Here is a 25,324-nt window from a genome sequence, read left to right on the forward strand (position 1 = left end):
CCCTCAAAAATTTAAAATATATAAGAAAAAGAGATTGTTATGTACAATAATAATTAAAATTATTTTGAAACAATCTCTTCAACTTCTTCGTTATCTTCATTTACTATTTCTTCTTCATTATCTTCTAATGTTTCAATATTAAGATTCTCTTCTTCTATATTAACTTTTTCTTTAGTTTCTTCTTCTTCCTCTTCTTTTACGACTATATACTTTTTCCAATTAGTATATATACAATATAAGTTCACTACATCCTGTTCATTATAAAGAAGTATATTTTCTATCTTTTCTTTAGGCATCCTTTTTATATAATCAGTATCCTTCATTATCTTATGAAATGTCTTTGCAAGATTTGAGCCACTTATAACTTCACCCTGTCTATCGATATCAAATATTTTTTCCAATTTTTTAAGACCAATTGAAGTTTTAACATCTCTTTCATAAGCTTTTTGAAGATCTATTGATAAGAATTCCTCTTTGAAATCATAGGAAATATTATATTTATTGAATAAATAATTTATTACTGTAAAATCATTATTACCTGAAAAAGTAGATATGGCTCTTCTTCCGTTCTCTTTCATCTTTTGAAAATACTTTAAAGCTAAATTTAAAATATCTAAACCTTCTTTTCTATTTTCAATCATGTATTGAGTCACTTCTAAAGACCTATTATTTACATTATAAACACAAGCTCCAAAAACTCCTATGCACTTTGGTTTTTTATATACATAATGTTCTAAATCAAAAAATATTATCTCTTCAGGTAAAACCTCTTCATCAGTTTCTAAAAATTGTTTACAATCTACTTCATCTACAGGTATAACGTTCTCTTTTATAATCACAGAATCACTCTTTCTTATTCAAATTGTATATCCTCTACATTAAGATTATACGTTACATCTTTTCTTTCTACAATAACATTTATTCTATCTCTTAATTCTTTATCGTTTAAAATCTTCTTTAATAGTTCTTTTGTTGGATTCATTGCATATGGATTGGATACTTTACTAAGCATTGTGTAGTCTCCTGCAGTGTCTCCATAAGCATAACTACTCTCTAAATCTATATCATATTTTTCTTGTAATTCTTTAATAGCCTTCTCTTTACTTTCACTATCCCACATAGGAACTACATCCCCAGTATATACCCCTTCTTCATTTAAAATGTATTCTGCACCTCTAAAATCATTAAATCCATGTTTTAATGACATTTCTCTAACAAGTTCAATTGGAGAGCCTGATACAGTTATTAATATATGACCTTGTTCTTTGTGCCATCTTATTCTATCTCTAGTAAATGTATATACTCTATCACCTTTTTGTTCTATTACTCTTTTTGCTATAAATTCTATTTGATCCTTTTTAAGTCCTTTTATTGCATCCATATAAATATCGATCATCTTTAGAAGATATATATCATAATCTCCTTCTCTTCTATCCCATTTATCAAAGTCGTTTCTTACATCGTTATACCATTTTTCTGGTTCAATTATTTCATATTTAATCATTTTTTTAAAAACTTCTGTAATAAGTCCTTCTCTATATAAAGTTCCATCGATATCGAAAAATGCTGCTATGTTTTTTCCCATGTTTATTCCTCCTTAATTCTTCTTTCGTAGTTTAATGTTTATTATATTATACATACATTTTTTTCTTTTGCAATATAAATTTTTACATATAAATATATTATCCCATTATATTATTACCAAAATTTTTAATTTATATAAATTTACATTAAACATTGACTTATAAATTCATATAGTGATATTATAATAGTATGATAATGATTTTCATTGCGAGGTGTAAAGATAAATGGAATTAATAAATTTAAAACCTGGAGAACGCGGAATTATAAATAATATTGAAGGTAATAGTAAATTAACAAAACGCCTATTAGCACTTGGCTGTATAGAGGGTACAGAAATACTAATGAAATTAGTAGCTCCACTTGGAGATCCCCTTATAGTTAATTTCAGAGGATTTGATTTAGCTATACGAAAAAAAGATGCTAAAAATATTATATTGCTAACATAAGGAGGAATGCAAATGACAACAATAGCGCTACTCGGTAATCCAAATGTTGGTAAAACAACTTTATTTAATGCATTAACGGGATCAAAACAATACGTAGGTAACTGGCCTGGAGTTACTGTAGAGAAAAAGGAAGGCTACTATAAAGATATGAAAATAGTAGACTTACCAGGAATATATGCTATGGATACATTCTCACACGAAGAAACTGTAGCTAAAAACTTTTTAGAAAATGATGATGTAGATGTAATACTTAATATAGTAGATGGATCTAACTTAGATAGAAACCTTTACTTAACTACTCAACTTAAACAATTCAATAAACCAATCATACTTGCTATAAACATGATCGACGTTGTTAATAGTAGAGGATATGAAATTGATTATGACAAGCTATCTTCAGAACTTGGAGTTATAGTTATTCCTATAATAGCTGCAAAGAAACAAGGCATTGATTTGATTAAAGATGCTTTAGAAAAAAATAGTCATGCTGTTGCAAATGATAGTGAAAAATTTAACTTTAAAAGTGAAAAAGAAGCTTATACATACATAGAATCAGTAACTACTAAATGTTTACAAAAGAAAAATCCTAATAAAAAGACATTAACTGAAAAGTTAGATAAGGTATTTTTAAATCCTTGGCTTGCTTATCCATTATTTATTCTTATAATGGCATTTATGTTCCAATTTACATTTTCTTGGGTTGGACAACCACTATCAGATTTACTTGATGGATTATTAAATGATTCGTTTATGCCTTGGATGCATCATGTTGTTCTTGCAAATACTGCACCTTGGTTCCAATCACTTATTATTGATGGTGTAATTGGAGGTGTCGGTGGTATACTTGTTCTTCTACCAGTTATACTTGCATTGTTTGTTTGTATAACATTTTTAGAAGACAGTGGATATATGGCAAGAGTTGCATTTTTAATGGATAAAATAATGAGAAGAATGGGACTGTCTGGAAAAGCATTTATTCCTATGATAGTTGGATTTGGTTGTACAGTTCCGGCTATTATGTCAGCTAGAACATTAGAAAGTGAAAAAGATAGAAAGCTTACAGCTCTTCTTGTTCCTTTAATGTCATGTAATGCTAGACTTCCAGTTTATGCACTATTTGCTTCAGTATTTTTCACTGAACATAGAGGACTCGTTGTTGCTTCACTTTATCTTTTAGGTGTTGTTATAGCATTTTTACTTGGAATTTTATTTAAGAATACTCTATTTAAAAAGGATGAAGAACCTTTCATAATAGAATTACCAAATTATAAACTTCCACAACTTAAATCAATATGCAAACAAACTTTTGATAAAGGTAAAGGCTTTTTAAAGAAAGCTGGTACAATCATTTTTGCAATGAGCGTACTTATATGGTTCTTATCAAACTTTAACTTCAGCGGAATGGTTGATAACATTGATAATAGTATACTAGCTAGTATAGGATCATTTATAGCTCCTATCTTCGCTCCACTTGGTTTTGGTAACTGGCAATCTTCAGTATCATTACTTTCTGGAATGCTTGCTAAAGAGACAGTTGTTTCTACAATGGAAGTTATTTTTGCTGGTGACTTAAGAACAATTTTACCAACATTCTTTACTGCATTGTCAGCATACTCATTCTTAGCATTTATACTGCTTTATGTACCTTGTGTATCTGCAGTTGGTACTATGAAGAAGGAATATGGAACAAAGATGATGTTGTTCTCAGTAGCTTATCAACTAGTACTAGCTTGGGTTGTTGCATTCTTAATCTACAATATTGGTGGATTATTTATTTAAATGAAGGTGATATAAATGGAAATAGTAATAACAGTTGGTATCGTAGCTTTAGCTGCATATATACTATACAAAAATATAAAGAAATCTTCTAAAGGACATTGTAGCGGTTGTAGCGGTTGCAATAAGAAATGTCCATCTAGAAAATAAAAAAAAGCATCAAAGAGATTAAATCTCTTTGATGCTTTTATTTTTATATTATAAATTATTTATTACATCTTCTTCTTTTGATTCAAACTTACTTGCTTTCCTATCATAGTAAACTTTTAATGTTGCAACAGTTGGTGATGCTAAAAGCATCCCTATAGGTCCAAAAAAGCCTCCTCCGACTGTAACTCCAAGAACTATTAAGAATGGACTAACGCCTACCTTACCACCTACTATTTTAGGTTCTAAGTACCATGCATCAAATTGTTGTAGTGCTAATAAGAATATAAATACACTAAGAGCCTTCCAAGGTGATACAAATAGTGCAACTATTGAACATACAACTTCACCAACAAATGGTCCAAAGTATGGGATCATATTTGTAAATCCAACTACTATAGCAAGTAATATAGCATATGGTACTTGAAGTATCATAAGTCCAACAAGTGACATTAATCCAATTATTAATGAATCTAACGCCTTACTTCCTATATAAGCCCCTATCATCTTATTATATGTTCTGCATAAGCCAATTAAACTTTTGCTTCTCTTTTCTCCTAATATCATTACAGTAATTATTTTTGCTTGCTTTATGAATCTCTCTTTATCTATAAGAATATAGATAGAAATTAAAAAACCAAAGAAAAACATTATTATATCTGTTGTAATTGTTAAAAGTGATCCTGCTGTATTTTCTAATACTGACATTAATATAGTTCCAATTTTGCTTGATACCATAGATAAAGTTGAAAGAACCCCTGAATCTTGCATAATAGTATATACTTTATCATGCTTAAGAGCTGCATTAAACCACCCTTGCACTGTATCTACATAACTTGGAATTTCTTTTGTAATTGATATTATGCTATCTATAATACTCGGTACAACGAACACTCCAATTAAAACTAGTATACCTGCAACAATAATATATGTTCCAGCTACCGCTCCCCCCCTCTTTAAATGAAATTTTTTTTCAAATAATTTCATTACAGGATTTAATATATACGCAAATATAAATGCATATATAAATGGAGTCATTACAACGATAAATTTCTTGATTAATGAAAAATATACGTTATAATTATCTACTATTTTATAACCTATAAACGCCAAAACAACAAGTATAAGTATATCTTTGTATTTTAAATATTTGTTAAAGCCCACTTTTCTACTCCTCACTTTCCTTATATATCTTAATAAATTATACCACAACTCTCTTTTACTTATTGACTTTACTATGATTCTTAACATATTATTATAATAATAAAAAAAGCTGTACAATTACTACATTGAACAGCTTGCCAAATATTTTCTAAATCTCTTATAATTTTCTTAACAGTACAAATTCTCTCATAACTAACCATATAATCATTTGAAATTTTTCTCTCAATTTTCTCAATAAACTTTACCATATTTAACCCGTTAATTATACTGTGAAATTATAAATATATAATTTATTTAAGTATTATGGAAATAGAATTATTAAATGTACTTAAACTTTAATAACTTGAAAATAGAATGTTAACATTAGGGAAATCTAGGGATACGCTATTTTTTTTTACTTGCATACTATATTTTTCATTACCTTGTATTCCATACTATATAATAATTAATTTCCAAGTACTCAATAATAGATATTATATAGTACTTTTTATCACAAAGTAAGACTTTTTGTCATTTTTATCAATTAGTTAACATTATTCATTACTAGTTAATATTTAAATTTAAAATAAAAAGGCTACTACAAAATATTTTGTAATAACCTTTTTGAATGAAAAATTACATTTTTTCTACTACATCTATTCCAAGTAATCCTAATCCGTTCTTAATTACTTGTAAGCTTGCTTTAACTAATGAAAGTCTTGCTTTTTTAAGTTCTTCATCTTCTAAATTTAATACTGAATGTGCATTATAGAATTTATTGAATAACTTAGCTACATCAATTACATATCTTGACATAACTGATGGCTCTAGTTTTTCAACCGCTAAATGAATATTCTTTTTAAATCCTTCTAATGCTTTTATAAGTTCAAATTCTTCTTTAGTATTTAACTTACTATAATCAACATTTGAGAAATCTATATTAGAAGCTCTTTCTAATATACTATTTCCTCTAGCATATGAATATTGAACATATGGACCTGTTTCTCCTTCAAATGAAAGTATCTCTTTCCAATCAAAGATTATATCCTTTTCTCTTGAGTTCTTAAGATATGTGAATACAACAGCTCCAATACCTATCTTCTTAGCTACTTCTTCTTTATTTTCTAATTCTGGATTTTTCTCATTTATTATTTCAAGTGTCTTTTGAATTGCTTCATTTAATAATTCATCAAGAAGGATTACTTTACCCTTTCTAGTTGACATTCCACCATCTGCAAATTTAACTAATCCAAATCCTACGTGAACACAATTTTTAGCCCATTCTTTATCAGCAAGTTCTAAAGTTTTAAATACTTGCTTAAAGTGTAGTGCTTGAGGTGTTCCAACAACATAAATACTCTTATCAAAGTCATATGTCTTCTTTCTATAACATGCAGCTGCTAAGTCTCTTGTTGCATATATAGTTGCTCCGTCACCTTTTAATACTATACAAGGTGGCATATTATACTCATCAAGCATAACAACTTGAGCACCATTACTTTCTGTTAAAAGGTTCTTTTCTTTTAATTCATCTATTACGATTTGCATTTTATCATTATAGAATGCTTCTCCTGCAAGTGAATCAAATTTTACACCTAAAAGATCATATACTCTATTGAACTCTTTTAAGCTAAGTTCTCTAAATCTTTTCCATAAAGCAGTTTCTTCTTCTGCACCTTCTTCTAATCTCTTGAAGTGTAATCTTCCTTCATCAACTAATGATGGGTCCTTTTCTGCTTCATCATGGAACTTAACATATATTCTTAAAAGTTCTGCAATTGGTTCTCTTTCAAGTGCTTCTTCATCAACCCATCTTTTATAAGCTGCTATAAGCTTACCAAATTGAGTTCCCCAGTCTCCTAAGTGATTTATTCCAACTGTATTATATCCTTCCTCTTTAAATAACTTATAAAGAGAGTTTCCTATTGATGTAGTAAATAAGTGACCTACATGGAAAGGCTTTGCTATATTTGGTGATGAATATTCAACACATACATTTTTACCTTCTCCTATATTTGACTTACCGTAGTTATCTCCTTCAGTTAAAACTGTTTCAATTGCATTTTTTGTAAATGATGCTTTATCAACAAAGAAGTTTACATATGGTCCTAAACATTCTATTCTCTCAAATCCATCCTTATTTAACTTTGAAGCTAAATCTTGTGCTATCATGTTTGGAGCTTTTCTCATAACTTTAGCTAATTGGAAACATGGGAATGCAAAATCCCCCATATCTGACTTTGGTGGTGTTTCTATAAGCTTCTTGATATCTTCTATATCTAGATCAACGTACTCTTTTATTAATTTTGAAATTATTTCTTTATAATCCATTTTAAATTCCTCCTATATATTTTTCTCTTCTATATTTACGTAAAACATAATTATGTGCATAAAAAAACGCCTCTTATTATAATAAATAATAATAAGAGACGGAATAATATCAATTCTTCCGCGGTACCACTCTACTTGCATAAAGAAATGCCACTCTTTTTTGTTAACGCAAATGATGAATTTGCGGCTATCCCTACTCATTTCAGGCGCTTCTTAGAGGTTCTGTTTCAAATAATCTATCTTATAAGGCTTACACCAAAATGCCCTTACTCGCTAGAAGAATCGATTAATTTACTCTCCTCATCACAGAATTTATATTCTACTTTCTTTCATATATTATACATAGTTTCCTTAAGCAATGTCAACAAATACTTAAATATTATTATATTTAGCACACTCATATTGAAAATGTTGTATAATAGACATAAATATTTAAAATTAATTGCTATTTAAGGAGTTTGTTATGAAAAGAATTGGTGTCATTGAAATCGGAGCAAATTCAGTAACCCTTACATTAAACGAAGTTGAAGAGGATGGTTATTTTAGACCTATAGATGAACTTAATACATCTATCAGATTATGTCAGGATTTAGTTGATGGAACTGAAATTTCTGAAGAGAAATTAAATATTACATTATCAACTCTTAGAGTTTTTAAATCCATGTGTCAAGTATCAGGGGCAGAAAAAATAATTGCAATTGCTACAGAATCTTTTAGAAGCGCTTCAAACAGCGATTCTCTTATTAGTTTGATTAAAGCTGAATTAGGTATCGATATAACTATATTAAATATAGAAAAAGAAATATATTATAACTTTCTAGGAGTATCAAATACTATATACTTTAACAATTCACTTATTGTTGATATAGAAGGTACAGCTACTCACCTAGCATGGGTAAAAGACGGTGAAATAGTAAAATATCATTCACTACCAGCTGGAACGCTTAATTTAACAACTGAATACAACTTAGGTGATAGAATTTTAAGAGAGGACCTTGAAGCTGCAGTTTCTAATATACTGGAACTTTTAAATGATTGTCCTTGGCTTAAAGAGTGTAAATTCGATTCTATAATAGGGGTTGGTGGTACTATTAAGTGCTTAGGTCAACTTGATAGAATTAGAAAAAGGTATCCTTTTGGAGTTGCCCATAATTATACACTTAACGATATCGATGTTCATGATATATATAATCTATTAAAATGTAAAAGTCTTAAACAGCGTAAAATGGTTGATGGTCTTCCACGTGAAAGAGCTGATATAATTGTTGCAGGACTTTGTATATTCCAAAACATACTTACATATACAAACACTAGTGATGTTATTACATCTTCTAGAGGACTTAGAGAAGGTATTATGTATGAATATGTTGATACTAAATATGGATACGACAAAGATATGCTTTCCTTTAGTATTGAAGGTATTATAAATAAACTTAATATTAATAGAAATCATGCAAAACATGTTTATTTAATAGCACAAAAATTATATGAAGAACTTAGACCTCTTCATAAACTTGATTCTCGTTGTCCAAGAATTTTAAGAACAGCTTCCCTTTTACATGACTGTGGAATAAGTATTGATTACTATAATCATCATAAACACAGTTTTTATGTAATTTTAAATTCATGTATAAATGGATTAACACATAAGGAACTTTTTTTAAGTGCAGCAGTTGCAGCATCTCATAGAAATAATCACTACCATATTCCGTTTCCACAATTTTGTTCTGTAATAAATAAAATTGATGTTAAAACTATTGAATATATGGGAGCCATACTTAGAATTTCTGAAGGATTAGATAGAAGCTTAGAAGGTGCTGTTAAGGATATTAATGTTATTATATCTACAGAAACTGTAAAGCTTGAACTTAAATCTGATTTAAATTTAGAATTAGAAATACGTCAAGCAATGAGAAGCGCCTATTCATTTAAAGAAATATTTAATAGAAATTTACTAATAGATCAAATAGATTAAAAAAAGCAGCCTTTAAGGCTGCTTTTTTAAAATATAAACATGAGTAGCATTTGAGCTAAATTCATTATTATATTAGTTACAAATCTAACTGGTATACTTATTATCGGTCCTCCAACAAATATTATTGCAATTAGTATGAAAAACTGATATTGATATATCTTATCTGATAATCTATAAAAATGTTTTGGGCTTAAATCTCTAAATATACTAAATCCATCTAACCCTGGTAATGGAAGTAAGTTAAATACAAATAACATTGCATTAATTGAAATTATTTGCATAGAAATACTAAATAAAATTTGAAATAATGTACCTCTAAGTATTCCATAATTGGCAAGTACCATTATTATAAATACTAGAATTCCTCCAAAGAAAGCTACAGCTAAGTTAGCTAAAGGTCCAGCTAAGCTCACCTTTAAATCATCCTTATATTGATTCTTAAATGCTGATGGATTAACCTGTACTGGTTTTGCCCATCCTATCCCTACAAATAAAATCATTAACATCCCAATAGGATCTATATGATTTATTGGATTTAAATTTAATCTTCCTTGAAATCTTGGTGTTTTATCACCTAATTTATCTGCCATTTTTGCATGAGCATACTCATGAAATGTAAAACCTATCAATATAGCAGGAAGCATTAATATTTTCGAAAGTAAATAATCCATATATCTCGTTTCTCCTTCCCCATTTTAAAGTATTATAACATAAAACACAGCTTTAAAAAAACAAGCTGTGTTTTAATTATTTATTTTAAACCTACTTTTTTATTATTGTTTATTATTTGGTTTATCAGTAGTACTATTACCTGTTTGTTGATCATTTGTTGGTGGCACTACCGGTGGTTTTTCCTCTGGCTTTTCTTCCGGCTTAGATGTGTTGCCATTATTATTATTATTATTATTGTTACCATCATTATTATTGCTGTTGTTGTTGTTATTTCCATTATTATTGTTGTTATTGCTATTGTTATTATTGTTGTTATTTCCATTATTGTTGTTGCTATTATTATTATTGTTAGGCTTATTGTTATTGTTCGGTTTATTATTATTTGTGTTTGTATTATTATTTTTATTTGTATTATTCTTTACAGGTGGCACATAATCATAATCTTCATCTTCTTTTAACGGTCCGTTTTCTTCTATATGTTGATTATTTTGATTAAGGTATCCAGAAAGCTTATCTTTCCACACTTTGACACTGTAACTATTTGCATCTGGTGTCTTATCATTAAATATGAAATCTTCCATTATTTTAGCATTTTGCTCTTTATCAACTATAAGTACCCAACCTAAATTCTTATAAAGGCCTCCCCATGATATTTCATCATCAAAAGGAACTCTTAATTGTTCAAAATCTAAACTTGGGAATTTAGAAGCAGTGTATGCATAGTTAAGTATCATAAATGGTTCAATATTAGTTTTAACATATGGTAACAATGAAGCCATAACAGAAGGATACTTAAGCGGACTTAAGTCCTTAAACTTTTGAGTTACTAAATCAATAACCCTTCTTTGTCTTTCTGTTCTTTCGTAATCTCCATTACCTACTTTTCTAATTCTTGCATATGCTAATGCTTGTTGACCATCTAGTTTTTGCATTCCAGGTTCTGTTATTTTCGGTGATTTATCTTTTTCATATTCACCTATAAATTTATTCAATTCTGGAATTTCATAATCATGTACATCTACTTCAATTCCACCAACTTCATCTATAATCTGTTGGAATCCTCCAAAGTTAACCATAGCATACTTATTTAAGCTTATTCCAAAGTTATCTTTAATAGTTTTCATAAGTAGTTCAGGTCCTCCAAAAGCTAATGCAGCATTAATCTTTTGTTCTCCATGACCTTCTACATCTACTAATGTATCTCTCATAATTGATGTAAGTTTTAACTTCTTGTGATTGTTATCTATAGTTGCAATTATAATGGCATCCGCTCTAGCTGCTTCATCAAGCTTACGTGCATCAGTACCTATTAATAATATGTTTGTAATTCCTGCTTGTTCCTCATAAGTAACCTCTGGAGAAGTTCCTGAATTTTCTTGATATATTTGACCCCTTACATATAAGTAAAATGCTCCAGCACTTAATATTATAAGAAGTAATACTATTCCTATTGATATTAATATTTTTTTCTTCGTAGACATCTTTTTCTTTTCTTTATTTTTAACTCTTCTATTTTTATCTTCCTCGTGTCTCATTTATACCTCCTTATATATATAAAAAACTATTATTAATTAAAACCTTTTCTTTGTTAATTTTTTTAGTTATTTGTAAATTTTGTTTTAACAATACTATTATAATAGACTTTTATAACATATACTAGTATAAATTTATTCAAAATTCTTACTTTTTTTATATTTATCATCAATTTTCTTAAAATTTTATTTATTTCTCATTAAAATTTCATGTGCAAAAAACTTTTAAAAATAAATGGGCCGTTTTTTAATAACGACCCATTTTTATATTTTATAGTAATGTTATACCATTTTCTTTGCATATTTTATAATTTTCATCATCCCAAACAGAAGCTTGAACTTCTCCTATATGTGCTTTATTTAAAAAATACATACATATTCTAGATTGACCAATTCCTCCACCTATTGTATAAGGAAGTTTTCCTTCCAATAATGATTTATGGAAATCAAGTTTCTCTCTCTCTTCACAATTTGCTTCTTTTAATTGAGCTCTAAGCGATACTTCATCAACTCTTATCCCCATTGAAGATAATTCGATAGCTTTGTCTAATGTTGTGTTCCAGAAAAGAATATCTCCATTTAAGTTCCAATCATCATAATCTGGTGCTCTTCCATCATGCTTTTCGCCTGAATTTAAATCATGTCCAATTTGCATTATGAATACTGCGCCTTTTGCTTTACATATTGCATCTTCTCTTTCCTTTGGAGTTAGATCTTTATACATATCCTCTAATTCTTGTGATGTTATAAAGAATATATCCTCTGGAAGTTCTTCTTGTATTTTAACTAAGTTTTCACTTACATACTTTTCAGTACTTTTAAATACACTATAGATTTTATTTACAATTCCTCTTAAGAATTCTAAATTTCTATCCTCTTTGTTTATTATAAGTTCCCAGTCCCACTGATCAACATATATAGAATGTATATTATCAAGTTCTTCATCTCTTCTAATTGCATTCATATCTGCATATAGTCCCTTTCCTACTGGAAATTCATATCTATGAAGACTCATTCTCTTCCACTTTGCAAGTGAATGTACTATTTCTACATCTTCTGCTGATGCTAAAAGGTCAAACTTTACTGGTCTCTCTACCCCATTGAGATCATCATTTAACCCTGAACTTGAGTTTACAAAAAGTGGTGCTGACACTCTTATTAAATTTAACTCATTAGCCAAATTCTTTTCAAAATAATCCTTTATACTTTTAATAAAAACCTCAGTTTCAATCAATGTAGAACTGCTTTTATAGTCTGTTGGTATTATAATACTGCTTTTTTCCATAAATAAATAGCCCTCCTTAAATTTATATATTATTATATACAACTTCAAGGAGGATTACAAAGTTTTTTTCAGTTTTTTTAAATATTTTTAACTTTTTTTATGAAATATTAAACATGACACTCATTTAAATGCTTTTTTAATATTTCAGCTGACTCTTTTAATCTCTTCTTTTCATCATCAGATAATGAAATTTCTATTATTTCTTTAGAACCTTGTCTGTTTACTATAGTCGGAATAGCTAAATACATATCTTCTATTCCATATTGTCCTTCAAATAAAGTTCCAACTGTTAATATACTGTTCTCATCTCTAAATATTGCTTCAACAATTCTATTAACTGCAAGTGCAACTGCAAAATATGTCGCTTTTTTTCTATTTATTATTTCATAGGCTGCATTTTTAACATCCTCTTCAATTACTTTTCTTATTTCCTTATCCCATTCAAGCCCAGTTTGCTTTGCATACATATCAAAGTCTTCACCACCGACTCTTCCATTGCTCCAAGTTACAACTTCACTATCGCCATGTTCACCAATTACATATGAATGTATATTATTATTATTTACGTTAAAATACTTTCCTAGTACATACTTTAGTCTTGATGTATCAAGCACTGTACCTGAACCAATAACTCTTTGCTTAGGGAATCCTGATAGCTTATAAGTTATATAAGTTAACACATCAACTGGATTTGATACTACTAGTAATATTGCACCAGGACTTAATCTTGCGATTTCAGGGACGAATCCTTGGAATATCTTATAGTTCTTATCAATTATATCTAATCTTGTCTCTCCTTCTTTAGGACCAACCCCTGCAGTAATTATTACTATATCAGAATCCTTAGTTTCTTGTAATGATCCTGCATATATGTTTATAGGCTTTACAAAAGATGTACCATGAACTAAGTCCATTACCTCTCCTACTGCTTTTTCCATATTTATATCATATAAGCATATTTCTGTAGCTATACCACTATTCATTAATGCATAAGCTGTTGTAGCTCCAACGAAACCTGCCCCTATTATTGACACTTTTCTTTTTCCATCAACTATCATAAAAATTTCCTCCTAATTGTATATATAATCTTTATTTTCTCCAAATTTGAAACTATTATTATTAATTAATACAATATTAATAATTCCTAGTATATTTGTCTGATATACTTTTTCTTTAATTATACTATTTTTTTATAGTAAATTCAATAAATCTTACCAAATCGCTATGATTTATTTTTATTTTCTTATTTATAAATGTAGTATATAATTATTTTATATGTACAAGGAAATTTAGGAGGATATCTAATGAAATTACTATTTTTTGATACAGAAACAACAAGTATACGTCCTGGCCATATATGCCAGTTAAGCTACATAACTGTAGACACATCAACAAAACCTCAAACAACTATAGGTAAGAATTTCTTCTTTACTGTAGATGAAATGGATCCAAATGCTGAAGCAGTTCACGGATTTTCTTTAGAAAAACTATATGAACTATCTTCAGGTATGTATTTTGAAGATGTTGTCGGAGAATTTATTGATGATTTTATGGAAGCTGATTTTGTAATTGGTCATAATGTAAACTTTGATATAAAGTTCATGCACAGCGAACTTATCGGTCTTGGTGAAAACTATGAAGCTAAAAGAACATTCTGTACTATGGCTTATTACAAAGATGTTTGTAAGCTTTTAAAACCAAATGGTTCATATAAGAACCCTAAACTTGAAGAAGTTATATCATTCTTAAATATATCAAAAGAACAAATAGAACAAAAAGCTAATGAGTTATTTGAAGGCAGTGGAAATTATCACGATGCTAGATTTGATACTGCAGCTACTTATCTAACTGTTATTGAAGGATTAAAAAGAAGAATTATTCCACACGGATATTTTTCAGATATAATGAATAAATAATAATTAATAAACAGTTACAATACCTAAATATTGTAACTGTTTCCATTATGCTGTATAATTTAAATTGTACATTTTTTTGGTGGGGGAGGTATTATTTATGAGTACACAAGTTAAAACTTTAATTAAATTTGTATGTTCTCTGTTTATTATAACAATCTTATTAGATTTCGTATTTAAGAACGTTATAGTTTCATCAGCAATATCACTTTTAATTACAGTTGTATACTTTTATTCTCCTGAAAGGCTTATCGCTAAAAGAGAAGCAGAGGCAGCTAAAGAGGAACTTGCTGCATCTAATAATGATGATAAAAGTAAAAATTTAAAGGGTAAGAAAAAGGGAAAACAAAATAATAAAAAATAGGATTGAGCATATTTATGCTCAATCCTTTTAAATTTCCTTTAATATATCATTATATGTTTTCATAACTTCTTTATCCATTTGTGGTACTCCCTCTAATGGATAATGAAGTTCCATCTTTTCATATTTATTAACTCCTAGTACATGATATGGTAGAAGTTCTACTTTTTCTACATTATTAATATTAGAAATAAATTTTTTAAGTTCTCTTATATGGTCCACTCCATCTGTAAGCCCAGGTACAACAACATGCCTAACCCACACTTTTACATTGGATTTATTAAGTGCTTCCATAAACTTAATTGACTCATCCATATCTCTTAATGTTATAGCTTTATATCTTTCTCTAGTAACATCTTTAACATCAAAAAGAACTAAATCTGTATACTTTAATATTTCTTCATAATCTCCTCGTCCAAAACCTGCAGTATCAATACATGTATGTATTCCTTCTTTTTTGCATAGCTTTAAAATTTCTATAAGAAACTCTTTTTGAAGTAATGGTTCTCCACCAGAGAATGTTACTCCTCCATTTGATGTATCAAAGTATGGTTTATATTTTATAAGCTTACTTACTATTTCTTCTGGAGTATATGTTTCTCCACATCCATTTTCCCACGTATCTGGATTATGACAATACTTACATCTTAGTGCACATCCTTGAAAAAATACTACTATTCTTATCCCAGGTCCATCAACAAGGCCCATTGTTTCTATCGAATGAATTCTTCCTATAGTCATAGTATATATCCTCCTAAATTTATAAATTGAAATAAAGAATTTATAAATACTAAATTACTTATTTCAATTTATAATATATATCCTCTGCTAAATAAAATCTAGCAGAGGATAAATTTAATTCAAATTACATTTTTGAATGGAATGTTCTGTTTATAACATCTAATTGTTGTTCTCTTGTTAACTTAATGAAGTTTACAGCATATCCTGAAACTCTAATAGTTAATTGTGGATATTCTTCTGGTCTTTCCATAGCATCTAATAATGTTTCTCTATTAAATACATTAACATTTAAATGATGCGCCTTTTGACCAAAGTATCCATCCATAAGATTGCTTAAGTTTGATATTCTATCTTCATCTGACTTTCCTAAAGCATCTGGGATGATTGAGAAAGTATTTGAAATACCATCTTGTGAATCTTCATATGGAAGTTTAGCAACTGAATTTAATGATGCTAATGATCCGCTTGTATCTCTTCCGTGCATAGGGTTAGCTCCTGGTGCAAATGGTTCTCCAGCTTTTCTTCCGCATGGTGTTGTACCAGTTTTCTTACCATATACTACATTTGAAGTAATAGTTAAGATTGATTGAGTGTGGAATGCATTTCTATAAGTCTTATTCTTTCTGATTTTATCCATCATGTTTCTAACAAGATATACAGCTATTTCATCAACTCTATCGTCGTCATTTCCGTATTTAGGGAAATCTCCTTCGATTTCAAAATCTACTGCTATTCCTTCTTCATTTCTTATTGGTCTAACTTTAGCATACTTAATAGCTGATAATGAGTCAGCACAAACTGATAAACCTGCTATACCACAAGCCATTGTTCTAAATACATCTCTATCATGTAATGCCATTTGTAATGATTCATATGAATACTTATCATGCATGTAGTGGATACAGTTTAATGTATTAACATAAAGAGTTGCTAACCAATCTGTCATCGCATCAAATTTTTCCATTACTTCATTGTAGTCTAAGTAATCACTATTTATTGGTGCCATCTTAGGACCTACTTGTACTCCTGACTTTTCATCTTTACCACCATTAATTGTGTAAAGTAAAGTCTTAGCTAAGTTAACTCTAGCTCCGAAGAATTGCATTTGCTTTCCAACTTTCATTGCAGATACACAACAAGCTATAGCATAGTCATCTCCCCAGTATTCAAGCATTAAGTCATCATTTTCATATTGAACAGAGCTTGTATCAATTGAAACCTTTGAACAGAAATCTTTGAAGTTTTGTGGTAATCTAGTTGACCATAAAACTGTAAGATTTGGTTCTGGTGATGGTCCTAAAGTATAAAGTGTATTAAGTACTCTATATGAGTTCTTAGTAACTAAAGTTCTTCCATCTACTCCCATACCAGCAATTGATTCAGTTACCCATGTTGGGTCTCCTGAGAATAAGTCATTATATTCTGGAGTTCTTAAGAACTTAACTAATCTAAGCTTCATTACGAAGTGATCCATTATTTCTTGAGCTTCCTCTTCAGTTATAACTCCTGCTTCTAAATCTCTTTCTATGAAAATATCTAAGAAAGTTGAAGTTCTACCAAGTGACATTGCTGCACCGTTTTGTTGTTTGATTGCAGCTAAGTATCCAAAGTATAACCATTGAACTGCTTCTTTAGCATTGCTAGCTGGTACAGATAAATCTAAACCGTAGCTTAATCCCATTGATTTTAATTCTTTTAAAGCAACTATTTGATCTGATATTTCTTCTCTTAATTGAATTACATCAGCATCTATTGTTCCAACTTCTAAGCTCTTCTTTTGCTTTAATTTATCTTGTATTAATCTATCAACACCATATAATGCAACTCTTCTATAATCACCTATGATTCTACCTCTACCATAAGCATCCGGAAGACCAGTTACTATACCATATTTTCTAGCTAATTTCATTTCATCTGTATAAGCATCGAATACACCTTGGTTATGTGTCTTTCTATACTTTGTGAATACTTCTGATATTTTTGAATCTACTTCATATCCATAAGCTTTAGCAGCGTTTTCAGCCATTCTTATACCACCTTGTGGCATAACTGCTCTTTTAAGTGGAGCATCTGTTTGAACACCTACAATTTTTTCAATTGCTTTATCTATATATCCAGGCTCGTAAGCATCGATTCCAGATACAGTTTTAGTATCAACGTCTAAAACTCCGTTTTCTCTTTCTTGCTTAAATAATTCACTTACATCATCCCAAAGCTTTTTAGTGTTTTCTGTAGCACCAGCTAAGAATGAAGCATCCCCTTCAAACGGAGTGTAGTTATTTTGTATGAAATTTCTAACGTCTATTTCCTTTTTCCAGTTCCCTTCTTTGAAACCTTCCCATTGATTAAACATATTAACCTCGCCTCACTTTCTCATCGTTTATGGTTTAATTATAATTAAAGAATAATCTTTAGTCAATAATAACTTTCATTTGAAAATATTTATCATTAATTAAACTCATTTACATTATCTATTTTAAACTAAAAGACGTTAAATGTAAAAGTTTTTTTAACATTTAACGCCCTTTATGTAGAAAATGTGTATTATTTTTCTATTTTATTAACATTTGATTTATTTAGTACCATACTTCTCATAATATTCTCTTATTCTTCCTAGTATCTCATCATTTATTAAAACTTTTCCGTTAACTTCTTTATTGTATAAGTAATCTATAACTTCACTCATAGTTACAATTGCACATGTTTTAAACCCAAATTTTTCTTTAATTTCAGTTAATGCAGACTTTTCACCTTGACCTCTTTCCATTCTATCTACTGATATTATAAGACCTTTAACATCCACATCACCTTGTTCTTTTAAAATTGGCATTGTCTCATAAATTGAAGTTCCTGCTGTCGTTACATCTTCAACTATTAAAACTCTATCACCATCTTTTAGTTTTCCACCTAAAAGTATTCCTTTGTCACCATGGTCTTTAACTTCTTTTCTATTTGAACAATAATCTACATCTATATTATATAAATCTGATAATGCTATTGTTGTTGTAACTGTTAATGGTATCCCTTTATATGCCGGTCCAAATAAAACATCATATTCATCATTAAAGTTCTCTTTAATAGCTTTAGCGTAGAACTCTCCTAGCTTCTTAAGTTGACTTCCTTTTTTATAATTTCCCGTATTTACGAAAAATGGAGTATTTCTACCACTCTTTGTAACAAAGTCCCCAAAAGTTAGTACTTCACATTCTATCATAAATTCAATAAATTCTTTTTTATAATTTTCCATTAAACAATTCCTCCAAACAATATATTATAGTTTAAATAATCCCTCTTATTTCATTTATATCTTTTATTCCTTCTTCAATTAGGAATCTTTCCATGCCTTCTATAATTTCTTTACCTGCCATAGGATTAGTAAAGTTTACTGTTCCTATTTGAATCGCTGTTGCCCCAGCCATAATAAACTCTATAGCATCTTCATAAGTTGTTATTCCGCCTAAACCTATAACTGGTATATTTATAGCTTTACTTACTTCATGTACCATTCTAAGTGCTACAGGCTTTATTGCAGGACCTGACAAGCCTGCATATATATTATTAAATACAGGTTTCTTATTTTTAATATCTATTGCCATTCCCTTTAATGTATTTATAAGTGATATAGAGTCAGCTCCAGCTTCTTCGCATCTAACTGCCATATCAACAATATTTTCTGCATTTGGTGAAAGCTTAACCATTAAATGCTTATCAGTTATAGCTTTCATTTTTTTAACTACTTCATACGCAACATCGCCTTTTATTCCAAAAGCCATTCCGCCACTTTTCACATTAGGGCAAGATATATTAAGTTCTATTATTTCAATGTCGGTATTATTTAGTTTACTTACTGCCATTTCATAATCTTCTATACACCCTCCACCTACATTTGCTATTATATTTGTATCAAACTTCTTCATCTTCTGAAGTTCATTTTCTATAAATCCATCTATTCCTGGGTTTTGAAGCCCTACTGAATTCATCATTCCACTTGGAGTTTCATAAACTCTTACTCCATCGTTTCCTTCTTTTTTATTTATTGTAAGCCCTTTTGAAGATATTCCTCCTAAGATTCCTACATCATAAAAATTGTTATACTCTTCACCAAATCCAAAAGTACCTGATGCTGCTATAACAGGATTTTTAAACTCTATTCCATTTATATCAACTTTCAACATATTAAAGTCCCTCCTATAGTTCTACATAGTATCCATCAAATACTGGACCATCTTTACATGTTCTTTTATTGCCATCTTTAGTCTTGCATGTACATACTAGACAAGCACCTACACCACAAGCCATATGCTTTTCCATTGATACAAAAACATTTGTGTTGCTTTCTTTGCACATTTCTACAACCTTTTTCATCATAACTTCTGGACCACAGCATAATACTGTATCATATTTTTTTGTATCTAATATATCTGTAACAAATCCTTTTGTTCCATTATCCCCTGTATTCGTAGCAATATTTACACTATCACCGTATTTTTCAAACTCATCTATAAGATAAACTTCATCTCTAAACCCTGCATATACATCAATAGTTCTAGCAGTATTATTTTTTCTAAGTTCTTTACACACTTGAATCATCGGTGCAGTTCCAACACCGCCTGCTACTATTGAAACTCTTCCAAGATCTTTTGAAACATCAAACCCATTTCCAAGAGGTCCTGTAACCTTTATCTTTTCTCCTTCTTTAAGAGTAGACATCTCTTCTGTTCCCTTCCCTACTACTGCATATATGAAAGTTAGCTCATTCCCTTCTTTTTCACATATACTTATAGGTCTTGGAAGCAATGATCTTTCAGTTTTAATCATGTAAAATTGTCCGCATTTTATATCTCTTTCTGATTCTACAACTAATTTATATACTTCCTTATTAATTCTCTCATTGCTTATAACTTTTACTTCTTCATATGCCATACTCATTTTTAATTCCTCCTATTTACCACAAGCTCTTCTTATTTCGTCTCTCATTCTAATTGCTTCTTCTCTTGCACAGTCAGCAAATTTTTCTTCATTTTCATTACTCTTTTTATATGCTAATAGGATTCCTCTTGACGAGTTAACTACTCCACCATTTCCGTCTCTTAAGTAAAGTGCCACATCTTCAGCTTTTCCACCTTGCGCTCCATATCCTGGTATTAAGAAAAACATCTCTTTTAAGTTTTCTCTTATTTTAGCTCCCTCTTCTTTATGAGTACATCCTATAACTCCACCAAGCTGAGTATAACCACATTTTCCAACGTAAGGTTTTCCAAGGTTTAAAACTTTCTCTCCAACTATGTCATACACATTTTTATTTTCTTTATCTTTTATATATTCTATATCTATTGCACCTTTATTAGATGTTCTAACTAAGCTAAATAATCCTTTTTCTCCTGACTCTATATAAGGAATATATGGCATTACGCTATCCATACCCATGTAAGGGCTCACTGTTATAAAATCAACTTCAAAGTCCCCTTCAAAATGCGCTTTTGCATACATTTTAGCAGTTGCATCTATATCTCCCCTTTTAATATCCCCAATTACGATTTCGCCTTTATCTCTAAGGTACTTTACTGTATCTCTATAAGCTTCAAGACCTTCTATTCCAAGAGCCTCATAATAAGCTATTTGAACTTTAAAGCATGCTGCAACATCATATGTTTTATCTATTATCATCTTATTAAACTCAAATATAGCTTCTTTATTGTTCCTTCCTTCTTTTATGAATTGTGGAATGTATGATAGGTCTGTATCAAGACCTACACATACAACTCCTCTCTCTTCTACTCTATCATATAATCTATCTATAATATTTTTCATAAAACACCCGCCTATTTTTTATATAATACTTTCCCTGATTTTATAGTCATAACTACTTCACCATAATATTTCATTCCTTCAAAAGGAGTATTCTTTCCCTTTGAACTAAATTCTTCTGAATTTATAGTTATTTCCTTATTAAGGTCTACTAATACTACATCTCCATCTAATCCAACACTTATGTTTCCCTTATTCATCTTTAATATTTTAGATGGATTTCTAGACATCATCTCTGATAATCTATTTATTGTTATAACTCCATTTTTAACTAATGTTGTATAACAAATCGGGAAAGCAGTTTCAAGACCTACCATTCCAGGTGACCCCTTCTCTTTATCTTCTTTAGTATGTGGCGCATGGTCTGTCCCAATACATTCTACATCTCCATGACTTATTGCCTTTAATAAAAATTCAACGTCATCTTTTTCTCTAATTGGCGGATTTACTCTATAGTCACTTATATCTCTAGTTAATGCTATATGGTGTGGAGTAACTTCACATGTTACTTTTACACCTTGACATCTTCCATCAATTATATATTTAATTGCTTCTTTAGTGCTTACATGAGCCATATGAAGTTTAGCTCCTGTAACTTTAGCTAAAGTTATATCTCTCCATGTCATCATATTTTCAGCTAATCTCATATCTATATCTGAAAACTCACTTGATTCTGCATGAGACATTAAAACCCAATCATTTTCTTTCGCTATCTTCATAGCTTCCATCATAACTCTAGAATCTGAAACGCCTACACCATCATCTGATATTGCCGTTATTCTTTCATCATATTTAAAACTCTCTAAGTGTGATAATGTCTTTCCATCAAAGTTTTTTGTTATAGTTACACATTGATGTATGTCTATAAGGTTTAATTCTTTTTCTTTATTTTTAACATAATCTAGTACTTCCTTTGTTGAACATATTGGATTTGTATTTCCCATTAAACAAACTCCAGTATATCCACCCCTTAAAGCAGCTTTTGACCCTGTTTCTAAGTCTTCTTTGTAAGTTAAGCCTGGATCTCTAAAGTGAGCATGTGTATCAACAAATGCTGGCATTAATGTTAATCCCTTTGCATCTACTACTTCTACTCCATCTTTATTAATATTTGTTCCAAGTTCTTCTATCTTTCCATTCTCTATATAAACATCGCCAATAAAGTTTTGGCTAGAATCTATTACATTTGCGTTTTTTATTAATATATTCAAATTAAACACCTCTTTTGTAACTTATTTTAATTTGCATATGTGATCACAATATTCACATCTATAAGTTGCATTTTCTTTATCTACTAATACAAAGCTTTGAGGCACATAATCTTCATCTGCTGTTACACATCTTGAATTTTCACAAACTATTATATTTTGAACTTTTAAAGGTAATTCTGGTATTACCTTATTTATTATCTTTTCATCTCTTACTTCATTTATAGTAACATTTGGAGATAACAAAGCTAGTATTCTATAATCAAGTTCTTCTATTCCTTCTATTTTTATAATATCTTTTCTTTCAATTCTGTTGCTCTCAACATTCATTATTAAAGCTACACTTAAGTCTGATTTATCCAAATTCAAGTGATTAAATATCTTTATTCCAACTCCAGCTTTTATATGGTCTATAACTAATCCATTTCTTATACTTGTAATTTCTAACATATTAACATACCCCCAATAGCTTACATATTAATGCCATTCTTACATACATTCCGTATTCAGCTTGCTTAAAATATGCTGCTCTTTCATCTTTATCTACTTCTATAGCTATTTCATTAACTCTTGGAAGTGGATGCATAACTATCATATCTTCTTTGCTACAGCTCATCTTTTCTTCATCTAATACATAGCAATCTTTAAGTCTTAAATATTCTTCTTCGTTGAAGAATCTTTCTTTTTGAATTCTAGTCATGTAAAGTATATCTAATTCGTCTATTACATCATCTAACTTTTCAACTTCTCTAAATTCTATATTGTTTTTGATTAAAACTTCTTCTCTTATATAATCTGGTATTTTAAGTTCTTTTGGTGATATCAAGATAAATTTATTACCTTTATATCTGCTCATTGCTTTAATTAAAGAATGTACTGTTCTTCCATACTTTAAGTCTCCACATATACCGATTGTATGATTTTCTAATCCTTCTTTTAGGGATGTTATTGTTAATAGATCTGTTAGTGTTTGAGTTGGATGTTGATGTCCACCATCACCAGCATTTATTACTGGAACATCTGAATATATGCTTGCAACTTTAGCTGATCCTTCTCTTGGATGTCTCATAGCTATAATATCTGAATATATTGATACCATTTTTATAGTATCTGCAAGTGTTTCACCTTTTGATGCTGAACTTGAATTTGGTTCTGAAAAACCTAAGATTTTACCACCTAGTCTCATCATAGCTGCTTCGAAGCTAAATCTTGTTCTTGTACTAGGCTCATAAAATAGAGTCGCAAGGATTTTGCCATCACAAATGTTAGCATACTCCTTTGGATTTTTAATAATTTGATGTGCTAATTCGAATATCTCTTCTAGTTGTTCTATGGAAAAATCCATAGGTTCGATTAAATGTTTGTTTTTTAACATAATATCACTCCTTCTTAACCTCTCTGTGTTAAATTTAAAGGGACTCGGTTTTTAGTTTTTAGTTTATAAAAAAAGCCTTCCTTAAAAGTTTAAGGAAGGCGTAGTTATCCTATAATGATAATACTTACTAAACTATAACTTCCTTACTGATCTCTCTGAATCAAATTAAAGGTTATCTTTTCTGTAAGAATACCATGTAAAACAAATTCTGTCAATATTTAAAATATATTTTTTTAGTTCCAATTATTCATAACATCATCCCACATCATCTTCCCAGATTTAGCTAGAGTTACTGTTCCGTAAACACTATTTGGTATTGACATAGATAGGACTGTAAATGCAAAAGTACCCTTTGATAATTGAATTAGAGCTGTATCATTTTCAACTCCAGGTTTATCTCCAGTCTTGCTTGAAATTTCATATTTTAAATCATCTGGAATATAAAGTGCTAATTTATTTTTTATTTGTTGTCTTCTAAGTATATCAATTAGCATTGTACTATTTTCTTTACTTAAAAAAGTTTGATCATATAATACTTTCCAAACTCTTGATAAATCTCTTGCCGTAGTTAAATTCTCAACTTTAGGTTTTTCTTTTCTTTCATCAGTTGTCTTTCTATTTAGGACAGTATTCTTAAGACCCATTTCTTTAATATACTCATTAATCTTTTCCATACCAACAATGTCTATAATCTTATTTGCTGCTGTATTATCACTTTGAATAAGCATTGCAACTAAAAGTTCAAATACAGTATATTCTCTTGCGTTAAACTCATGAATTATACCAGTTCCATAAACTTTATCTGCTCCCTCTATATTTATCTTATCCATAAAAGAAACATTTCCATTCTCAACATCTTTAATAAGTGATATTGCGATAGGCAACTTCATACAACCTGCAGCTACCATCTGAACGTTTTCATTGTAACCATACACAAATCCTCTATTTAGGTCTTCAAAAAAGAAGCCATAAGTTCCAATTCTTGATTCTAAATATTTTTTTATCTCTTTCATAATACCCTCCAGCT

At 29.5% G+C, this 25,324-nt stretch carries 25 protein-coding genes and 1 other annotated feature; of the genes, 6 read left to right on the forward strand and 19 right to left on the reverse strand.

Annotated elements, in window-relative coordinates; translation table 11 throughout:
• Positions 1-59 precede the first annotated feature (59 nt).
• Together RSF37_RS04335 and RSF37_RS04340 are read right to left on the reverse strand one after the other, a co-directional pair.
• Positions 60-839: a ribonuclease H-like domain-containing protein gene (locus tag RSF37_RS04335; protein ID WP_332563168.1), complete on the reverse strand. Its 780-nt coding sequence runs from the start codon at positions 837-839 to the stop codon at positions 60-62.
• A gap of 14 nt (positions 840-853) precedes the next feature.
• Positions 854-1,585 carry an HAD-IB family hydrolase gene (locus RSF37_RS04340; protein ID WP_332563169.1) on the reverse strand — a complete coding sequence of 244 codons (732 nt, stop codon included), beginning with the start codon at positions 1,583-1,585 and terminating at the stop codon, positions 854-856.
• A gap of 223 nt (positions 1,586-1,808) precedes the next feature.
• Here RSF37_RS04340 and RSF37_RS04345 point away from each other — a divergent pair, with 223 nt between their 5' ends.
• The 3 genes from RSF37_RS04345 to RSF37_RS04355 are packed head-to-tail and all read left to right on the forward strand — an operon-like array spanning position 1,809 to position 3,956.
• Complete coding sequence (locus RSF37_RS04345) at positions 1,809-2,030, forward strand: FeoA family protein (RefSeq protein WP_332563170.1); 222 nt, start codon at positions 1,809-1,811, stop codon at positions 2,028-2,030.
• A gap of 12 nt (positions 2,031-2,042) precedes the next feature.
• Positions 2,043-3,809, forward strand: coding sequence for a ferrous iron transport protein B (gene feoB, locus RSF37_RS04350; RefSeq protein ID WP_332563171.1), 1,767 nt, complete (start codon positions 2,043-2,045; stop codon positions 3,807-3,809).
• Between the two features lie 15 nt (positions 3,810-3,824).
• Positions 3,825-3,956 (forward strand): FeoB-associated Cys-rich membrane protein, encoded by a 132-nt coding sequence (locus RSF37_RS04355; RefSeq protein ID WP_332563172.1) that lies wholly within the window; start codon positions 3,825-3,827, stop codon positions 3,954-3,956.
• 48 nt (positions 3,957-4,004) lie between these two features.
• On the opposite strand, the gene RSF37_RS04360 is transcribed toward RSF37_RS04355, so the two are convergent.
• The 3 genes from RSF37_RS04360 to argS all read right to left on the reverse strand — a co-directional run bounded on the left by RSF37_RS04360 (position 4,005) and on the right by argS (position 7,427).
• Positions 4,005-5,117, reverse strand: a complete 1,113-nt coding sequence (locus tag RSF37_RS04360) for an AI-2E family transporter (RefSeq protein WP_332563173.1) — start codon at positions 5,115-5,117, stop codon at positions 4,005-4,007.
• A gap of 80 nt (positions 5,118-5,197) precedes the next feature.
• Complete coding sequence (locus tag RSF37_RS04365; RefSeq protein WP_332563174.1) at positions 5,198-5,365, reverse strand: hypothetical protein; 168 nt, start codon at positions 5,363-5,365, stop codon at positions 5,198-5,200.
• Positions 5,366-5,732: 367 nt separating this feature from the next.
• On the reverse strand, positions 5,733-7,427 hold the full coding sequence (gene argS, locus RSF37_RS04370; RefSeq protein ID WP_332563175.1) for an arginine--tRNA ligase: 1,695 nt from the start codon (positions 7,425-7,427) through the stop codon (positions 5,733-5,735).
• A gap of 91 nt (positions 7,428-7,518) precedes the next feature.
• Positions 7,519-7,743, reverse strand: a binding site (T-box leader).
• 147 nt (positions 7,744-7,890) lie between these two features.
• Here argS and RSF37_RS04375 point away from each other — a divergent pair.
• Positions 7,891-9,402 carry a Ppx/GppA phosphatase family protein gene (locus RSF37_RS04375; RefSeq protein WP_332563176.1) on the forward strand — a complete coding sequence of 504 codons (1,512 nt, stop codon included), beginning with the start codon at positions 7,891-7,893 and terminating at the stop codon, positions 9,400-9,402.
• Between the two features lie 26 nt (positions 9,403-9,428).
• Here the strand turns inward: RSF37_RS04375 and RSF37_RS04380 are convergent, their stop codons facing one another.
• The 4 genes from RSF37_RS04380 to RSF37_RS04395 all read right to left on the reverse strand — a co-directional run bounded on the left by RSF37_RS04380 (position 9,429) and on the right by RSF37_RS04395 (position 13,949).
• Positions 9,429-10,073 (reverse strand): site-2 protease family protein, encoded by a 645-nt coding sequence (locus tag RSF37_RS04380; protein WP_332563177.1) that lies wholly within the window; start codon positions 10,071-10,073, stop codon positions 9,429-9,431.
• A gap of 102 nt (positions 10,074-10,175) precedes the next feature.
• Positions 10,176-11,609: an LCP family protein gene (locus RSF37_RS04385; protein ID WP_332563178.1), complete on the reverse strand. Its 1,434-nt coding sequence runs from the start codon at positions 11,607-11,609 to the stop codon at positions 10,176-10,178.
• A 268-nt stretch (positions 11,610-11,877) separates the two neighbouring features.
• Positions 11,878-12,891: an aspartate--ammonia ligase gene (gene asnA / locus RSF37_RS04390; protein WP_332563179.1), complete on the reverse strand. Its 1,014-nt coding sequence runs from the start codon at positions 12,889-12,891 to the stop codon at positions 11,878-11,880.
• Between the two features lie 107 nt (positions 12,892-12,998).
• On the reverse strand, positions 12,999-13,949 hold the full coding sequence (locus RSF37_RS04395; RefSeq protein ID WP_332563180.1) for an L-lactate dehydrogenase: 951 nt from the start codon (positions 13,947-13,949) through the stop codon (positions 12,999-13,001).
• A 246-nt stretch (positions 13,950-14,195) separates the two neighbouring features.
• Between RSF37_RS04395 and RSF37_RS04400 the strand changes: the two genes are divergently transcribed.
• Positions 14,196-14,807 (forward strand): 3'-5' exonuclease, encoded by a 612-nt coding sequence (locus RSF37_RS04400; RefSeq protein ID WP_332563181.1) that lies wholly within the window; start codon positions 14,196-14,198, stop codon positions 14,805-14,807.
• 97 nt (positions 14,808-14,904) lie between these two features.
• On the forward strand, positions 14,905-15,168 hold the full coding sequence (locus tag RSF37_RS04405) for a hypothetical protein (RefSeq protein ID WP_332563182.1): 264 nt from the start codon (positions 14,905-14,907) through the stop codon (positions 15,166-15,168).
• Positions 15,169-15,195: 27 nt separating this feature from the next.
• Here RSF37_RS04405 and pflA read toward each other — a convergent pair whose 3' ends face one another.
• The 10 genes from pflA to RSF37_RS04455 all read right to left on the reverse strand — a co-directional run bounded on the left by pflA (position 15,196) and on the right by RSF37_RS04455 (position 25,310).
• Positions 15,196-15,906, reverse strand: coding sequence for a pyruvate formate-lyase-activating protein (pflA, locus tag RSF37_RS04410; RefSeq protein ID WP_332563183.1), 711 nt, complete (start codon positions 15,904-15,906; stop codon positions 15,196-15,198).
• 124 nt (positions 15,907-16,030) lie between these two features.
• Positions 16,031-18,259, reverse strand: a complete 2,229-nt coding sequence (gene pflB, locus RSF37_RS04415) for a formate C-acetyltransferase (RefSeq protein ID WP_332563184.1) — start codon at positions 18,257-18,259, stop codon at positions 16,031-16,033.
• A gap of 219 nt (positions 18,260-18,478) precedes the next feature.
• On the reverse strand, positions 18,479-19,153 hold the full coding sequence (gene pyrE, locus RSF37_RS04420) for an orotate phosphoribosyltransferase (protein WP_332563185.1): 675 nt from the start codon (positions 19,151-19,153) through the stop codon (positions 18,479-18,481).
• Between the two features lie 31 nt (positions 19,154-19,184).
• Complete coding sequence (locus tag RSF37_RS04425; RefSeq protein ID WP_332563186.1) at positions 19,185-20,081, reverse strand: dihydroorotate dehydrogenase; 897 nt, start codon at positions 20,079-20,081, stop codon at positions 19,185-19,187.
• Positions 20,082-20,094: 13 nt separating this feature from the next.
• Positions 20,095-20,835, reverse strand: a complete 741-nt coding sequence (locus tag RSF37_RS04430) for a dihydroorotate dehydrogenase electron transfer subunit (RefSeq protein ID WP_332563187.1) — start codon at positions 20,833-20,835, stop codon at positions 20,095-20,097.
• 12 nt (positions 20,836-20,847) lie between these two features.
• Positions 20,848-21,717: an orotidine-5'-phosphate decarboxylase gene (gene pyrF / locus RSF37_RS04435; RefSeq protein ID WP_332563188.1), complete on the reverse strand. Its 870-nt coding sequence runs from the start codon at positions 21,715-21,717 to the stop codon at positions 20,848-20,850.
• A gap of 11 nt (positions 21,718-21,728) precedes the next feature.
• Positions 21,729-22,925: a dihydroorotase gene (locus RSF37_RS04440; RefSeq protein ID WP_332563189.1), complete on the reverse strand. Its 1,197-nt coding sequence runs from the start codon at positions 22,923-22,925 to the stop codon at positions 21,729-21,731.
• 21 nt (positions 22,926-22,946) lie between these two features.
• Entirely contained in the window at positions 22,947-23,372 is a 426-nt protein-coding gene (locus tag RSF37_RS04445; RefSeq protein ID WP_332563190.1) for an aspartate carbamoyltransferase regulatory subunit, read from the reverse strand.
• Between the two features lies 1 nt (position 23,373).
• Positions 23,374-24,297, reverse strand: a complete 924-nt coding sequence (gene pyrB, locus RSF37_RS04450; protein WP_332563191.1) for an aspartate carbamoyltransferase — start codon at positions 24,295-24,297, stop codon at positions 23,374-23,376.
• A 233-nt stretch (positions 24,298-24,530) separates the two neighbouring features.
• Positions 24,531-25,310, reverse strand: a complete 780-nt coding sequence (locus tag RSF37_RS04455; protein ID WP_332563192.1) for a serine hydrolase — start codon at positions 25,308-25,310, stop codon at positions 24,531-24,533.
• Between the last annotated feature and the right edge of the window lie 14 nt (positions 25,311-25,324).

The organism is Clostridium sp. (assembly GCF_036643715.1).
In the GTDB taxonomy this organism is placed as follows: Bacteria; Bacillota; Clostridia; order Clostridiales; family Clostridiaceae; genus Clostridium.

Excerpts from the sequence above, each read along its gene's own strand:
- RSF37_RS04355 (WP_332563172.1), top strand. The coding sequence starts at position 3,825 with ATGGAAATAGTAATAACAGTTGGTATCGTAGCTTTAGCTGCATATATA.
- RSF37_RS04365 (WP_332563174.1), bottom strand. The coding sequence starts at position 5,365 with ATGGTAAAGTTTATTGAGAAAATTGAGAGAAAAATTTCAAATGATTAT.
- pyrE (WP_332563185.1), bottom strand. The coding sequence starts at position 19,153 with ATGGAAAATTATAAAAAAGAATTTATTGAATTTATGATAGAATGTGAA.
- RSF37_RS04345 (WP_332563170.1), top strand. The coding sequence starts at position 1,809 with ATGGAATTAATAAATTTAAAACCTGGAGAACGCGGAATTATAAATAAT.
- RSF37_RS04430 (WP_332563187.1), bottom strand. The coding sequence starts at position 20,835 with ATGAGTATGGCATATGAAGAAGTAAAAGTTATAAGCAATGAGAGAATT.
- RSF37_RS04405 (WP_332563182.1), top strand. The coding sequence starts at position 14,905 with ATGAGTACACAAGTTAAAACTTTAATTAAATTTGTATGTTCTCTGTTT.
- RSF37_RS04425 (WP_332563186.1), bottom strand. The coding sequence starts at position 20,081 with ATGTTGAAAGTTGATATAAATGGAATAGAGTTTAAAAATCCTGTTATA.
- pyrB (WP_332563191.1), bottom strand. The coding sequence starts at position 24,297 with ATGTTAAAAAACAAACATTTAATCGAACCTATGGATTTTTCCATAGAA.
- RSF37_RS04400 (WP_332563181.1), top strand. The coding sequence starts at position 14,196 with ATGAAATTACTATTTTTTGATACAGAAACAACAAGTATACGTCCTGGC.
- asnA (WP_332563179.1), bottom strand. The coding sequence starts at position 12,891 with ATGGAAAAAAGCAGTATTATAATACCAACAGACTATAAAAGCAGTTCT.
- feoB (WP_332563171.1), top strand. The coding sequence starts at position 2,043 with ATGACAACAATAGCGCTACTCGGTAATCCAAATGTTGGTAAAACAACT.
- RSF37_RS04380 (WP_332563177.1), bottom strand. The coding sequence starts at position 10,073 with ATGGATTATTTACTTTCGAAAATATTAATGCTTCCTGCTATATTGATA.
- argS (WP_332563175.1), bottom strand. The coding sequence starts at position 7,427 with ATGGATTATAAAGAAATAATTTCAAAATTAATAAAAGAGTACGTTGAT.
- RSF37_RS04340 (WP_332563169.1), bottom strand. The coding sequence starts at position 1,585 with ATGGGAAAAAACATAGCAGCATTTTTCGATATCGATGGAACTTTATAT.
- pyrF (WP_332563188.1), bottom strand. The coding sequence starts at position 21,717 with ATGAAAAATATTATAGATAGATTATATGATAGAGTAGAAGAGAGAGGA.
- RSF37_RS04375 (WP_332563176.1), top strand. The coding sequence starts at position 7,891 with ATGAAAAGAATTGGTGTCATTGAAATCGGAGCAAATTCAGTAACCCTT.
- RSF37_RS04445 (WP_332563190.1), bottom strand. The coding sequence starts at position 23,372 with ATGTTAGAAATTACAAGTATAAGAAATGGATTAGTTATAGACCATATA.
- RSF37_RS04385 (WP_332563178.1), bottom strand. The coding sequence starts at position 11,609 with ATGAGACACGAGGAAGATAAAAATAGAAGAGTTAAAAATAAAGAAAAG.
- RSF37_RS04395 (WP_332563180.1), bottom strand. The coding sequence starts at position 13,949 with ATGATAGTTGATGGAAAAAGAAAAGTGTCAATAATAGGGGCAGGTTTC.
- pflB (WP_332563184.1), bottom strand. The coding sequence starts at position 18,259 with ATGTTTAATCAATGGGAAGGTTTCAAAGAAGGGAACTGGAAAAAGGAA.
- RSF37_RS04455 (WP_332563192.1), bottom strand. The coding sequence starts at position 25,310 with ATGAAAGAGATAAAAAAATATTTAGAATCAAGAATTGGAACTTATGGC.
- pflA (WP_332563183.1), bottom strand. The coding sequence starts at position 15,906 with ATGACTATAGGAAGAATTCATTCGATAGAAACAATGGGCCTTGTTGAT.